Annotated in this window: 14 protein-coding genes; 8 read left to right on the forward strand and 6 right to left on the reverse strand. The window is 69.5% G+C overall.

Going from position 1 to position 13,971, the window contains the following annotated elements; all coding sequences use genetic code 11:
- Positions 1-5 precede the first annotated feature (5 nt).
- Entirely contained in the window at positions 6-653 is a 648-nt protein-coding gene (gene algF / locus BM060_RS26265) for an alginate O-acetyltransferase AlgF (protein ID WP_009616079.1), read from the forward strand.
- Positions 654-1,001: 348 nt separating this feature from the next.
- Positions 1,002-2,447 carry a mannose-1-phosphate guanylyltransferase/mannose-6-phosphate isomerase gene (locus BM060_RS26270; RefSeq protein ID WP_074984591.1) on the forward strand — a complete coding sequence of 482 codons (1,446 nt, stop codon included), beginning with the start codon at positions 1,002-1,004 and terminating at the stop codon, positions 2,445-2,447.
- Between the two features lie 616 nt (positions 2,448-3,063).
- Here the strand turns inward: BM060_RS26270 and codA are convergent.
- The 3 genes from codA to codB are packed head-to-tail and all read right to left on the reverse strand — an operon-like array spanning position 3,064 to position 6,787.
- The gene (codA, locus tag BM060_RS26275; RefSeq protein ID WP_074984593.1) at positions 3,064-4,305 is read right to left on the reverse strand and encodes a cytosine deaminase; all 1,242 of its coding nucleotides are present in this window, start codon (positions 4,303-4,305) and stop codon (positions 3,064-3,066) included.
- Positions 4,305-5,531 (reverse strand): PucR family transcriptional regulator, encoded by a 1,227-nt coding sequence (locus BM060_RS26280; protein ID WP_074984595.1) that lies wholly within the window; start codon positions 5,529-5,531, stop codon positions 4,305-4,307. Before BM060_RS26280 ends, codA begins: the two co-directional genes overlap by 1 nt.
- Positions 5,528-6,787, reverse strand: a complete 1,260-nt coding sequence (gene codB, locus BM060_RS26285; RefSeq protein WP_074984597.1) for a cytosine permease — start codon at positions 6,785-6,787, stop codon at positions 5,528-5,530. The genes BM060_RS26280 and codB overlap by 4 nt, the downstream gene beginning before the upstream one ends.
- A gap of 312 nt (positions 6,788-7,099) precedes the next feature.
- Between codB and BM060_RS26290 the strand changes: the two genes are divergently transcribed.
- From BM060_RS26290 to BM060_RS26315, 6 genes are all read left to right on the forward strand, one after another.
- Positions 7,100-7,564 (forward strand): hypothetical protein, encoded by a 465-nt coding sequence (locus tag BM060_RS26290; RefSeq protein WP_009616075.1) that lies wholly within the window; start codon positions 7,100-7,102, stop codon positions 7,562-7,564.
- Positions 7,565-7,636: 72 nt separating this feature from the next.
- The gene (locus BM060_RS26295; protein WP_074984599.1) at positions 7,637-8,467 is read left to right on the forward strand and encodes an SDR family oxidoreductase; all 831 of its coding nucleotides are present in this window, start codon (positions 7,637-7,639) and stop codon (positions 8,465-8,467) included.
- Between the two features lie 2 nt (positions 8,468-8,469).
- Positions 8,470-8,847, forward strand: a complete 378-nt coding sequence (locus BM060_RS26300) for a hypothetical protein (protein ID WP_074984601.1) — start codon at positions 8,470-8,472, stop codon at positions 8,845-8,847.
- Positions 8,848-8,944: 97 nt separating this feature from the next.
- On the forward strand, positions 8,945-9,625 hold the full coding sequence (locus tag BM060_RS26305; protein WP_074984603.1) for a dual specificity protein phosphatase family protein: 681 nt from the start codon (positions 8,945-8,947) through the stop codon (positions 9,623-9,625).
- A gap of 62 nt (positions 9,626-9,687) precedes the next feature.
- The gene (locus BM060_RS26310) at positions 9,688-10,575 is read left to right on the forward strand and encodes a TIGR01459 family HAD-type hydrolase (protein ID WP_074984605.1); all 888 of its coding nucleotides are present in this window, start codon (positions 9,688-9,690) and stop codon (positions 10,573-10,575) included.
- Between the two features lie 31 nt (positions 10,576-10,606).
- Complete coding sequence (locus BM060_RS26315; RefSeq protein WP_074984607.1) at positions 10,607-10,855, forward strand: hypothetical protein; 249 nt, start codon at positions 10,607-10,609, stop codon at positions 10,853-10,855.
- A 181-nt stretch (positions 10,856-11,036) separates the two neighbouring features.
- Here the strand turns inward: BM060_RS26315 and BM060_RS26320 are convergent, their stop codons facing one another.
- The 3 genes from BM060_RS26320 to BM060_RS26330 all read right to left on the reverse strand — a co-directional run bounded on the left by BM060_RS26320 (position 11,037) and on the right by BM060_RS26330 (position 13,964).
- The gene (locus BM060_RS26320) at positions 11,037-11,996 is read right to left on the reverse strand and encodes a FecR domain-containing protein (protein WP_074984609.1); all 960 of its coding nucleotides are present in this window, start codon (positions 11,994-11,996) and stop codon (positions 11,037-11,039) included.
- The gene (locus BM060_RS26325) at positions 11,993-12,502 is read right to left on the reverse strand and encodes a sigma-70 family RNA polymerase sigma factor (protein WP_074984611.1); all 510 of its coding nucleotides are present in this window, start codon (positions 12,500-12,502) and stop codon (positions 11,993-11,995) included. The genes BM060_RS26320 and BM060_RS26325 overlap by 4 nt, the downstream gene beginning before the upstream one ends.
- Positions 12,503-12,830: 328 nt before the next feature.
- Positions 12,831-13,964 carry an ABC transporter permease gene (locus BM060_RS26330; protein ID WP_074984614.1) on the reverse strand — a complete coding sequence of 378 codons (1,134 nt, stop codon included), beginning with the start codon at positions 13,962-13,964 and terminating at the stop codon, positions 12,831-12,833.
- Positions 13,965-13,971: the final 7 nt, after the last annotated feature.

Raw genomic sequence — 13,971 nt, forward strand, 5'->3', positions numbered from 1 at the left:
ACCCCATGACTCGTTCCAAGACCCTCGGCTGGAAATCCCCCGCCCTGGCACTGGCCCTGGGCCTGGCCGCCTTCGGCGCCCACGCCGGCGAAGCCGCGCTCTACGGCCCGCAGGCGCCCAAGGGTTCGGCCTTCGTGCGGGCCTACAACGCCGGCAACAGCGAGCTCTCGGTGAGCGTCGGCAACGCCCAGCTCAACGACGTGTCACCCCTGGGCTCCAGCGACTTCAAGTTCCTCCCGCCGGGCAACTACACCGCCAAGGTCGGCAGCCAGAGCCTGCCGGTGAAACTCGACCCGGACGCCTACTACACCCTGGTCAGCCAGCCCGGCGGCCAGCCCAGGCTGGTGCCCGAGCCGCCCTTCAAGAACAAGCAGAAGGCCCTGGTGCGGGTGCAGAACCTCAGCGGCCAGGCGCTGACCCTGAAGACCGCCGACGGCAAGACCGAAGTGGTCGGCAACGTCGCCCCGCAAAGCCACGGCGACCGCGAGATCAACCCGGTGAAGGTGAACCTGGCGCTGTTCGAGGGCGGCAAGAAGGTCAGCGACCTGAAGCCCGTCACCCTGGAACGCGGCGAGGTGGTGTGCCTGTACGTCACCGGCGAGGGCGGCAAGCTGTCGCCGGTGTGGGTCAAGCGGCCGGTGAAGGCGGATTGAGGCTCACTCCATGACACCCCGGCGCGAAGCCCTAGCCCTCTCCCCCCGCCCTCTCCCTGAAGGGAGAGGGAGCTATCCGTGCAAGCGGAAAGCTCCGCGCAAGCCGGCGAGCGAGGTGGCGCCCCTTCACGCCGAACAACCCCCTCTCCCTTCAGGGAGAGGGCTGGGGAGAGGGGCTCTTAACGCCCCCCACACCAAATCACCCAAAAGAACACCACAAAAAGACCGGCCACACCGGCAGAAAAAACCAGCGAGCTGCCAAGACGGCCCGCACGGAGAGGTCACCCGAAACGGTAACGGCGCCCGGCGCCCCACAGAACGCATGAACGCTTTAAGGAGAAACCCCACATGATTCCCGTCATTCTTTCCGGTGGTAGCGGCTCGCGACTCTGGCCCCTTTCCCGCAAGCTGTATCCCAAGCAGTTCCTGGCCCTGGCCGGCGAGCACACGCTGTTCCAGCAGACCCTCGAGCGCCTGGCCTTCGAAGGCATGGAGCCGCCGCTGGTGGTGAGCAACAAGGAACACCGCTTCATCCTCCAGGAACAGCTCGAACAACTGAAGCTCAAGACCCAGGGCATCCTGCTCGAACCCTTCGGCCGCAACACCGCCCCGGCCGTGGCCATCGCCGCCATGAAGCTGGTCGCCGAAGGCCGTGACGAACTGCTGCTGGTGCTGCCGGCCGACCACGTGCTGGAAGACCCGCGCGCCTTCCAGCGCGCCCTGGCCCTGGCCACCGTGGCCGCCGAGAAGGGTGAGATGGTGCTCTTCGGCGTACCCGCCAGCCGCCCGGAAACCGGCTACGGCTACATCCGCGCCAACGCCGACGACAAGCTGCCCGGTGGCGTCGCGCGGGTCGAGCGCTTCATCGAGAAACCCGACGAGGTCCGCGCCCGCCAGTTCGTCGAGGAAGGCGGGCACTACTGGAACAGCGGCATGTTCCTGTTCCGCGCCAGCCGCTTCCTGGAAGAACTCAAGCGCCACGACGCCGACATCTACGACACCTGCCTGCTGGCCCTGGAGCGCAGCCAGCACGAGGGCGAGGTGGTCAACATCGACCCGGCCACCTTCGAATGCTGCCCGGACAACTCCATCGACTACGCGGTGATGGAAAAGACCCAGCGCGCCTGCGTGGTGCCCCTGGCCGCCGGCTGGAACGACGTCGGCAGCTGGTCGTCGATCTGGGAAGTGCACGACAAGGACGCCAACGGCAACGTCACCAAGGGCGACGTGCTGGTGCACGACAGCCGCAACTGCCTGGTGCACGGCAACGGCAAGCTGGTCTCGGTGGTCGGCCTGGACGACATCGTCGTGGTGGAAACCAAGGACGCCATGATGATCGCCCACCGCGACCACGTGCAGGACGTGAAGAAAGTGGTCAACGAACTGGACGCCGCCGGCCGCAGCGAAACCCAGAACCACTGCGCCGTGTACCGCCCCTGGGGCAGCTACGACTCGGTGGACATGGGCGGCCGCTTCCAGGTCAAGCACATCACCGTCAAGCCCGGCGCGCAGCTCTCGCTGCAGATGCACCACCACCGCGCCGAGCACTGGATCGTGGTCTCCGGCACCGCCCAGGTGACCTGCGACGAAAAGGTGTTCCTGCTCACCGAGAACCAGTCCACCTACATCCCCATCGCCTCGGTGCACCGCCTGGCCAACCCCGGCAAGATCCCGCTGGAGATCATCGAAGTGCAGTCCGGCAGCTACCTGGGCGAAGACGACATCGAACGTCTGGAAGACGTCTACGGTCGAACCGAAGAGAGCGGCATCCGCGCGCAGGTAGCCGCTCGCTAGTTGAAGGACGGCGTCTCCCCATCGATGCCAATCGCCCCCAGGCCATGTGCCTGGGGGTTTTTCTTTGTGCGCAGATCCCATTGCGCCGAAATGCTTTTCGTAGGATGGGTTGAGCTTGCGAAACCCATGCTGCCATGGCGATGGGTATCGCTTCGCTCAACCCATCCTACGGGGCTGCCTTGCCGGCCACCCCGGGAGGCTCTTCGTAGGAGCGAGCTTGCTCGCGAACCAGCCCCGCAGCGAAGCCGTTCGCGAGCAAGCTCGCTCCTACAAGAAGCCGTGCTCGCCCGAACCTTGTCCGCGATAGCCGGGCGTACCGGCTCGGATCGCGGATAAGATCCGCTCCTACGCCGCCCCACCCACGCCACTCCCCTGTAGGAGCGCGCCCTGCGCGCGAATCGCGGGCAGGGCCCGCTCCTACAGCAGAGAACATAACGCCAACGGTTCCCGGGAAGCACAGGCGTAGGAGCGGACTCCGTCCGCGATAGCCGGGCGTATAGGCGCGATTCGCGGATGAGATCCGCTCCTACGCCGCCCCACCCACGCCATTCCCCTGTAGGAGCGCGCCCTGCGCGCGAAATCGCGGGCAGGGCCCGCTCCTACAGGTATCCCGGTATCAGCCTTCCAGCAACTCCACACTTTCCGGCGCGCGGCGCATCAGCACGCGGCCGTGGCGGATCGAGTACAGCGCCTTGGTCTGCTGGCGCACTGCCTCGTAGTCGCTGTCCACGCCCAGCACCAGCAGGTTGGCCGGGCGGCCGGCGGCGATGCCGTAGCGCTCGCCCAGGTTCAGCGCGCGGGCGCTGTTGTCGGTGACCAGGTCGAGGCTGCGCTGCAGGTCCTCGAAACCCATCATGTGGCAGATGTGCAGGCCGGCATCGAGCACGCGCAGGATGTTGCCGTTGCCCAGCGGGTACCACGGGTCCTTGATCGAATCCTGGCCGAAGCACACGTTCATCCCGGCGCGGTCGATCTCCGCCACGCGGGTCACACCGCGGCGTTTCGGGAAGCTGTCGAAGCGCCCCTGCAGGTGAATGCTCTCGGTCGGGCAGGAAACGAAGCTGATGCCCGAACGCTTGAGCAGGCGGAACAGCTTCGAGCAATAGGCGTTGTCGTAGGAACCCATCGCCGTGGTATGGCTGGCGGTGACCCGCGCCCCCATGCCACGCACCCGCGCCTCTTCAGCCAGCACTTCGAGGAAGCGCGAATTGGGATCGTCGGTCTCGTCGCAGTGCACGTCCACCAGGCAGCCGCTGCGCTCGGCCAGGTCCATGAGGAACTTGATCGAACTGACGCCCTGCTCGCGGGTGTTCTCGAAATGCGGGATGCCACCGACCACGTCCGCGCCCAGGCGGATCGCCTCTTCCATCAGCCCGCGGCCGCCCTCGTAGGACTCGATGCCCTCCTGCGGGAAGGCGACGATCTGCAGGTCCACCAGGTGCTTCGCCTCCTCCTTCACTTCCAACATCGCCTTGAGCGCGGCCAGCGTGGGATCGGTGACGTCCACGTGGGTGCGCACGTGCTGGATGCCGTGGGCGGCCAGCATGCGGATGGTGGTGTGGGCGCGGGCCTTGGTGTCTTCGTGCGTGATGGTTTCCTTGCGCTGCGCCCAGCGCTCGATGCCCTCGAACAGGGTGCCGCTCATGTTCCATTCCGGCTCGCCGGCGGTGAGGGTGGCGTCGAGGTGGATGTGCGGCTCCACCAGTGGCGCGATCACCAGTTGCCCGGCGGCGTCGAGGTCCTCGGCCGCGGCGACGACGCTTGCCGCCTGGGGCAGCACCTCGGCGATGGTCTCGCCCGCGCAGCGGATGGTGAACAGGCCGGTTTGCTTGCGCAGCTTGGCGTTGACGATCTTCATTAGCGTGGCTCCTCAGGCTGGGCGCTGGACATGCGGCGGATGAGCAGCGCCATGGATGCGTTCAGGCGGAACTGCGGGTCGTCGAGGGACTGGCCGCTCAACGACTCGATGCGCGCGATCCGCTGGTTCAGGGTGTTGCGGTGGATGCCCAGGCGCTGGGCGGCGCGCAAGGCGTTGCCGCCCTCCTGGAGCAGGGCGTCGAGGGTGTCGACCAGCAGCTGCGGCTGCTTGCGCCCGGGCACCAGCAGGGCGCCGAGGGTGTCGTGGAGGAACTGCTCGATCACCGTGCGATCGGGAATGGCCCGCAGCAGGCGCAGCACGCCCAGCTCGCGGTAGTCGCAGAGGCCGCCCGGCGGGCGCAGGCCCTCGGCCACCTCCAGCGCCTGGCGCGCCTGCAGCAGCGCGCGGGGGAAATCGGCGCAATCCGCGGCGGGCGCCGACAGGCCGAGGTAGGCGCGCAACGGCAGCTCCCGCGCCAGGGTCGCCGCCAGCCCTTGCAGGGCGTCGCGCCCGCAGGCCTGCTCGCAGTCGGCCAGCAGCAGCACGAACAGGTCGCCCTGGACGATGGTCGGCAGAACGTCCGGCAGGTTGCGCTGCCAGTCCTCCAGGCGGTCGAGCAACTGCTGGCGGTACAGGTGCAGGCGGCGCTCGGCCTCCTCCGGGACGTGCTCGCGGAACAGCCCGTCGATGCCGGCCAGGCGCAGCGCCACCAGACGCCGTGGCGCGTCCAGCGGCAGTTGCAGGTGCTCGGCGCGGCGGCGGACGATGGCCAGGCTCGGGCAGTCGCCGCTGAGCAACTGGCCGAGGATGTCGCGCCGCGAGTGCTTCACCTGGGTCATCTGCACCAGGGCCGTGCCGATCAGGTGGGTGACGATCACCATCTTCAGCGCGTAGGGCTGCTCGATCAGCGGCAGGCCCTCGGCCTCGGCCAGCGCCACCAGCGCATCGGGGATGCGCTGGATGAACTCGTCGCCGGTGAGGATCACCAGCCCGGCGATGCCGCTGGCGATGCCCTCGCGGGCCAGGCGCAGCAGGTTGGCCTCGTCGCGCGGGTGGTTGATACCGGTGACGAATACCAGCTCACCCCCCATCACCCACTCGGCGATGCCTTCGTTCTCCGCCACGTAGGACCAGCGCACGCTGCGCTGCAGGTTGCGTGCGCCGGCCCGCAGGGTCAGTGTCTCCAGGCCCGGCAGGCGAAGGATTTCCTCGACGCTCAGGCTCAAGCGCGCGGCTCCGCCACGCCGGCGCGGGCGCGGGCGATTTCGCCGAGCACGATGTAGCAGGCCGCCGATGCGCCGATGCCCACCAGCGGGGCTATCCACGGCGAGGCATAGGCCAGCGCCGCGCCCACGGCGTAGGACACCAGGCCGGCGACGTTGAACGCCGGGATGTGCGGGCCGACCAGCGCCGGGTAGTTGCCGCGGTGACGGTGCCAGAAGTCGGCCATGATCACCCCGCCCAGCGGCGGGATGATCGAGCCCAGCAGCACCAGGAAGGGAATCAGCCACTCGTACATGCCGCCGATGGCCAGGATGATGCCCACGCCCGCGGCGAGCAGCGTCATGCTGCGCCGGCGCTCGCTGCGCACCAGGTGGCAGGCCGCGGCGGAGACGTTGTAGATGGTCGGGCCCTGGATGGTCCACAGGTTCAGGCAGAGCATGATCACCGCGGCGAACGACAGGCCCTGCAGGACCATGACTTCGACGATGTCGGCGTTCTGGTAGACGATGGCGCACCAGGCGCCGGCGACGATCATCAGGCCGTTGCCGACGAGGAAGCTGATGACGCTGGCGGCCACGGCGATGCGCCCGCTGCGGGCCATGCGCGTCCAGTTGGTGGCCTGGGTGGCGCCGCTGGCGAAGGTGCCGAAGACCATGGTCACGGCGGCCGAGAAGGTCATGCCGGTGCTCGGCTGCACCGCCAGCAGCCCGGCCCAGCCGCCGGCCTTGTGGGTGGCGATGACCATCGAGGCCACCAGCAGCACGAACATCAACGGCACCGACACCCGCGACAGCAGGTCCAGGCCCTTGAAGCCGATGATCGCGGTGATGCTGAAGCCCAGGCCGAACAGCACCATCAGCGGGATGGTCAGCCAGCCCGGCAGGGCCAGCATCTTCACCAGCACGATGGCCACGGTGGCGGTGCCCCAGGCGTACCAGCCCAGCTCGGCGAAACCGAGCAGGAAGTCGGAGAGTTTGCTGCCGCGCTCGCCGAAGCAGAAGCGCCCCATGAGCACGGTGTTCAGCCCGCTGCGCGAGGCGATCAGGCCCAGGGCGGCGGCGTAGACGGCCAGCAGCGTGTTGCCGACGACGGCGACCCAGAGCATGTCGACGAAGTCGAAGGCCATGCCGATCTTGCCGCCGGCGAACATGGTGCCGGTGAAGAAGGTGAAGCTGAACAGGACCATGGCGATGGGCAGCAGCCCTTTGCGCCCTTCCCTGGGCGTGGCGCTCAGGGGGAATTCACTGGGGGAACTCATGGATGTCTCCGCGAGGTGGATGGGGTGTCTGTCGGCCTGGAGCAAGGAGCGGGCCGGAAAAGCCGACGGGGAACGACGCGGAAACTTTTGAGCATGACGAACATCGATAAATGTTCAGAATGCACACTTCCTATGGGAAATATGCCGCCGCGTGCCTGCTCAAATGTGCATTATGCGGCTTTTCGAGGCAGAAGGCAGCGCCCGGCGCACCAAATCCGCGCAACCTTGACCCAGGTCGCCAGCGCGTATCGGAATCGTTCGAGAAGCGGCGGATTTGCTAGGCTGCTGCCCAGGCCCACCCCGGACGCATCCATGTTCTTCGGCATCCTCCTCATCGTCACCTGGATCATCCTCCTGCTGCGCTACCCCGCTCGCGCCCTGCCGATCTCGGCCGCGGCCCTGGTCGGCCTGGGCCTGGTGGTGGCCCTGGCGATCTGGCAGGACAGCCTCGACCAGCGCCGCCTGGAACGCCTGGAACTGCGCATCCGCTACGCGCCGACGCTGTGCCCGGCCGACCGCCCGCTGCGCGTCGACCTGAAGAACGGCAGCGACGCACCGCTGCTGGAACTGCGCTGGAAGGTCGCCGCCTACCGCCCCGGCGACACCACGGACCTGGCCGAGAACCTCTACGAGGCGCCGCGCTACCGCGGCCCCGGCGCGCTGCTCGGCGGCGATGCCTGGAGCGACTGCCTGCCGCTGCCGGCGCTGCGCCCGGGCTACCGCGCCAGCACCCTGGAGTTCCGCGCCGAGCGCATCGAAGGGCGCTTCGGCGACTGAGTTCACCCACGCGGCGCAATCGGCTAGGGTAGGCGCCGAACACCCACGCGCCCCACGCCAAGGAAAGCCGCCATGCCCCAACCCGTCGCCCTCATCACCGGCTGCTCCAGCGGCATCGGCCGCGCCCTGGCCGAGGCCTTCCAGGGCGCCGGCTACAGCGTCTGGGCCACGGCCCGGCGCGACGAAGACGTGGCCGCCCTGGGCCAGGCCGGTTTCCGCGGCGTGCGACTGGACGTCGACGACGGCGCCGCCATCGCCCGCCTGGCCGGGCAGTTGCAGCGCGAGGCCGGCGGCCTGGACGTGCTGGTTAACAACGCCGGCTACGGCGCCATGGGCCCGCTGCTGGACGGCGGCGCCGAAGCCCTGCGCCGGCAGTTCGAGACCAACGTCTTCGCCGTGGTCGAGCTGACCCGCGCCTGCTTCGGGCTGCTGCGCGAACGCCGTGGGCTGGTGGTGAACATCGGCAGCGTCTCCGGCGTGCTGGTCACCCCCTTCGCCGGCGCCTACTGCGCCTCCAAGGCCGCGCTGCACGCGCTCAACGAGGCGCTGCGCCTGGAACTGGCGCCCTTCGGCATCGAGGTGCTGGAAGTGCAGCCCGGCGCCATCGCCTCCAGCTTCGGCGCCAACGCCGGGCGCACCTGGCAGGAACTGGTGGACGACCGCTCGCCCTGGTGGCCGCTGCGCAACTTCATCCGCGCCCGCGCCGGCGCCTCCCAGGACAAACCCACCCCGGCCGCCGAACTGGCCCGCCAACTGCTCGCCGCCGTGCAGCGCCGCCCACGCCCGCGCCTGCTGCGCGTCGGCCATGGCAGCCGCGCCTTGCCGCTGCTGGCACGCTGGCTGCCCACCGGCCTGCTGGACAAGGCCCTGAAGAAACGCTTCGGCCTGGACGGGAGCCTCTAGCCATGCCCATCCGCACCCGCTACTACGCCCTCACCGGCATCCTCATCGCCATGCTCCTCAACGTGCTGCTGCGCACCCTGCTGCGCTACGGCCTGGTGCCGGTGAACCTGCTGGTGGCGCTGGCCATCGGCGCCGGCATGGCGTTCTTCTTCGCCCGCCGCGTGGGGCGCCTGCCCAGCGTCGCCGAGCGCTGGCGCCTGCTCGGCTTCTACGCCGCCGGCCTGGCCCTGCTGTACCTGGCGCTGGTGGCCCTGGCCGCCTGGCGCAACCCGCCGAGCCACGCCGCGCTGCTGCTGTACCTGGTGAATTACCTGGTCTACCCGCTGGCCGCCTGGTGGTTCTTCCGCCCGCCGGTGCAGGCGCGCTTCCTGCCCCGCTGATCGCCGCGGGGCGTCTTCACGCTTTTTTCACAATCTTTTCATCCGGGCTTTATCGCCCGCCGCCTACTGTCTGCGCTCCGCCAGCCAGGAGGCCTCCATGCGCCCCGCCCTGCCCTTCGCGGCCCTGCGCCGCTGCCTGCTCGCCCTTGCTGCCCTCGTTCTGGTCGCCGGGGCGGCCCACGCCGACGAGCGCCCCGCCGACTGGGCGCAGCCGGTGGACAAGTCGTTCAACCTCTACCGCATGTCGCCCACCCTCTACCGCAGCGCCCTGCCCGACGGCCAGGACCTGCCGCTGCTACAGCGGCTCGGCGTGCACACGGTGCTGAGCTTCATCAAGGACGACGACAAGGCCTGGAGCAGCGCCGCGCCGCTGCAGATCCTCAGTTTTCCGACCCATGCCGACCGCGTCGACGACGCCGACGTCATCCGCGTGCTCAACCTGCTGCAGGCCGCCCAGCAGCAGGGCCCGGTGCTGATGCACTGCAAGCACGGCAGCGACCGCACCGGGCTGTTCTCCGCCATGTACCGCACGGTGGTCCAGGGCTGGAGCAAGGAAGACGCGCTCGAGGAAATGCGCGAGGGCGGCTTCGGCAGCGCCGACGACATGGCCGACGCCATCCACTACGTGCAGAACGCCGACGTCGACGCCATCCGCCAGGCCATGGCCGAGGGCCGCTGCAGCCCCAGCCCGTTCAGCCTGTGCCACCTGCGCGGGCTGGTGGAAGTGCCGGTGGCCCCGGCGCCGGAGAGCGTCGCCCAGGCCCACCCGGCCAGCTGAAAGCATTCACCTGCCTGCCCGCGGTGCGTTAGGCTGGGGCTTTTCCCCGCGACAGGCTTGCCATGACCTCCCCACGCTTCAGCGCCGTCACCCACACCCGCCTCATCGACCACGCCGGCCTGGATGCCTTCTGCGCCAGCTACGACGGCTTCATCCTCGACCTCTGGGGCGTGCTGATGGACGGCGCCGAGGTGTTCCCCGGCGCCCTCGCCTGGCTGCGCCGCCGCGCCGCCGAGGGGCGCCCGGTGTGGTTCCTCAGCAACGCCTCGCGCAGCGTCGCGGAAATGGCCGACACCCTCGCCCGCCTGGGCGTGCCGCGTGAGCTGTACGCGGGCATCACCACCTCCGGGCAACTGGCCATCGACGCCATCGAGCACGATGCGCAGCTGCAGCGCGGCGGCATCTGCATCGCCGGCGTGGCCGACGCCCTGGGCACTTGGCCTGCGCACATCCGCGAGCGTTTCGGCACGGATATCCACAAGGCCACGCTGATCCTCGGCGTCGGCAGCTTCCCCCAGGACGAGCTGGAGGCGCGCTTCGAACCGCTGCGCCAGGGCCTGGACCTGCCCTTCCTCTGCGCCAACCCGGACCGCGTGGTGGTCTCCGCCGGGCGCACGGTATTCGGCGCCGGCCGCCTGGCCGAAGCCTTCGCCGAGGAAGGCGGCGAGGTGCGCTGGTTCGGCAAGCCGGACCCGGCGGCCTTCCGCATAGCCGAGCGACAGCTGCAGGCGCGCGGGGCGCAGAACATCCTGTTCGTCGGCGACTCCCTGGTGACCGACGTGCCCGGCGCCCTGGCCGCGCGCATCGACACCCTGTGGCTGGCCGCCACCGGCATCCACCGCCAGGCCCTGGGCGTGCCCTTCAACGGCGAGCTGGACGCCGACAAGGTGCAGGCGCTGCTCGACGGCTACGCGGTCCGACCGCACTTCGCGGCGCCCGGGTTGGTCTGAAGCAAGGACGACAGCCGCGGGAAACCGCCCCATGCACGAACTCCTCGACCTGCTGCAATGGCCGGCGATGCTGGTCACGGTACTGGCCGCCTGGCTGGTCGGCTCCCGCGAGCGCCGGCGGCGCAAGCTCGGCTTCTGGACCTTCCTGGCCAGCAACGCCCTGTGGATAGCCTGGGGCCTGCCGGCCAAGGCCTACGCCCTGGTGCTGCTGCAACTGTGCCTGGCGGCGATGAACATCCGCGGCAGCTACAAGAACCGGCGCAAGACGGGCGATGCCTGAGCTCCGGGTTCGAATCCGCAGCGGCCGGGGGCCAAGGTGAAACGGCGGATAACGCCGAACGTTATCCGCCCTACGCCAAGCCCACCCGTAACGTAGGGCGTATAACCGTTCGCGGTTATACGCCGCTTGACCGTGGCTCCAAGCGCGTTCCGGATTCGGCTACGGAGCCCCCCCTGCAGCGCTAGGCCGGCACCAGCGTCACCCAGTAGCGGGTGCGGTACTGCGCGCGGACCGGCAGGCTGCGCTGCAGGGCGGCGATGGCCTGTTCCGGCTGGTCCAGCGGGAACACCCCGGAGATCGCCAGGCCGGCCACCGCCGGGTCGCAGCGCAGCACGCCCGGGCGGTAGCGCGACAGTTCCGTGCACAGGCGGCCGAGGGTCCATTGCCGGGCCACCAGGTAGCCGTCGCTCCAGGCCAGGGCGTCGGCGTCCAGGTCGGCGACGCCGTACAGCCCCTGGCGGTCGAAGCGGACCTGCTGGCCGGCCTGGATAACGCCGGCGACGTGCTCGCCATCGCCCGGCGATACCGCCACCGCGCCCTGCTGCACCGCCAGCAGCGCATCGTGGCTTTCCAGGCGCACGGCGAAGCGCGTGCCCAGGGCCTGCAGGCGGCCCTGGGCGGTGTCCACCCAGAAGCCGCGACCGGCGGCGTCGTGGCCGGTCTGCACGAGAATTTCCCCGGCCAGCAGGCGGATGCGCCGGCTGTGGGCGTCGAAGGCCAGGTCGATGGCGCTGTCGGTGTTCAGTTGCAGCCAGCCGCCGTCGGGCAGCGCGATGCGCCGGCGCTCGCCGACGCCGGTGCGTTCCTGGGCCAGCCAGCGCGAATCGCGCAGGCCGTAGGCGCCGCTGCCGAGCACCGCGGCGCAGCCGGCCAGCAGCATCAGGTTCTTCAGCGCGCGGCGCCGCGTGGGGTCGAAGGCGGCCTGGCGCAGGGCGCTGCTGGCGGTTTCCGGCGCCACGCCGGCCAGGCGCCCGTCGAAGAAGTCCAGGCGCTGCCAGGCCTGCTCGTGGCTCGGATCGGCGGCGCGCCAGCGCTGGCAGGCGGCCTGTTCGTCGGCGCCGGCCAGGCCCGAGGCCAGGCGCACGCGCCAGCCGATGGCCTGCTCGACCACGCCGTGTTCCAGCGGCTGCGCCCGGCTCATGAATACAGCGCCTGGTAGCAGTGGGCGAAGGCCTGGGTCATGTACTGCTGCACCGAGCTGAGCGAAACGCCCAGCTGCTCGGCGATCTGCGGGTAGGTCAGGCCGTCCAGCTGCGACAGCAGGAAGGCGCTGCGCACCTTGGGCTTGAGGCCGTCGAGCAGGCGGTCGATCTCCATCAGCGTCTCCAGCACCAGGGCGCGCGCCTCGGCCGAGGGCGCCTCGGCCTCCGGCTGCTGCGCCAGGCTGTCGAGCCAGGCGCGCTCCAGGCTCTGCCGGCGGAAGTGGTCCACCACCAGCCCGCGGGCCACGGTGGCGAGAAACGCGCGGGGTTCGCGCAGGCCCTTCAGTTCGCGGCGGCCGAGCAGGCGGACGAAGGTGTCCTGGGCCAGGTCGGCGGCCTGCTGGTGGCATTCCAGGCGGCGGTAGAGCCAGCCCAGCAGCCAGTGGTGGTGGCCGGCGTAGAGTTCGCCGACCTGGGAATGGGTGGAAGCGGACGGGGACGACACGGGAGCCCTCTGCGCCAGGGGCGCGTTGCACCGGGGGGGGCGCCTGTGAACACCCCTCAAATGCGAAGTCTTATCATTTGCGCAAAGATGCCACGGGCGCGCCATCCCGGCAAGGGGCGGCGACGGGTGGGAAGGCGATTTCCGAGCCGCGCCAGCCCCGTAGGATGGGTTGAGCGAAGCGATACCCATCGCCATGGCCACAGCGAGATCCGCTCCCGCAGGCGGGCACGGCTTCTCGTAGGAGCGAGCTTGCTCGCGAACGGGCCCCCGCAGCGGAATCTGTTCGCGAGCAAGCTCGCTCCTACGAAGAGCAAGAGCGCATCGGGGCTCACCAGCCCTTGAGCTGGTCCCAGCGCCAGTTGCGGAACTGGTAGATCAGCGTGCCCAGCAGGCCGTAGGCGGCGGCCATGCCCAGCAGCACCAGGATGCGGTCGGAAACCGCCGAGAGCGGCAGGTTCATCTGGTTCATCTCCACCACCGCGCGGATCGCCCAGGTGGAGGGGATGCCGTTGGCCAGCCACTGCACCCACTGCGGCATGGCCTGGGGCGGCCAGGTGAAGCCGGCCATGTAGAACAGCGGCAGGGTGATGAAGGTCATGGTCAGGTACACCGCCTCTTCCGAGGGCAGCAGCTCGGCGAGGAATTCGCTCAGGGCGATCACCGCCAGCAGGAAGGGCAGCACCAGGCCCATGAGCATGAAGAACGAGGCGGTCTGCCGGTAGCCCATGATCCACGGCCAGATCACGTAGAAGAGCATGGCCAGCACCGTCCAGATCAGCAGCTGCGCAGCGTAGCGGCCGAAGCGCGTGGACGGCGGCTGGCGCAGCGAGCGCGGGGTGCCGCCGCGCAGGTTGAGGTTCACCCGCGTGCAGGACAGCAGCAGGCTGTGCTGCAGGATCAGCGTCACCAGCCCCGGCAGGACGATGGCGGCGAAGCTGGTGCCGGGGTTGAACAGGTCGGTCAGCTGGCCCACCACCGGGCTCAGCAGCACCTCGGCCTGGCTCGCGCTGAAGCCGTTGTGCAGCAGCAGGTGGGCGTTGTAGCGCAGCGTCAGCTCGTTGTAGGTGGCGCTGATGTCCTGCTGGATCTGTCCGTTGGCCATGCGGTTGGTGGCGTCGCCGAAGATCGGCACGCTCACCGCCTCGCCGCGCAGCACGCGCTTTTCGAAGTCCACCGGGAGGATGACGATGCCGAACAGCCGGCGCCAGGCCAGGTCGTGCTGCGCCGTGGGCAGCTCGCTGTAGCTGCGCACGGCGATCTTGGGCGCGGCGTCGAGCAGGCGGATCAGCTCGCGGGAGGCGGCGCTGTGGTCCATGTCGACCACCGCCACCGGCAGGTCGTCCATGGTGCGGTGGGCGTAGGGCAAGGTGGTCAGCGCCACCGACAGCACGGTCAGCAGCCACAGCGGCTTGCCCAGCATGTTCTTCAGGGTCTGCCTGAGGACGCTCCAGAAGTTCTCCATGGCGCCT

Origin of the sequence: Pseudomonas citronellolis (assembly GCF_900112375.1) — a bacterium.
In the GTDB taxonomy this organism is placed as follows: Bacteria; Pseudomonadota; Gammaproteobacteria; order Pseudomonadales; family Pseudomonadaceae; genus Pseudomonas; species Pseudomonas citronellolis.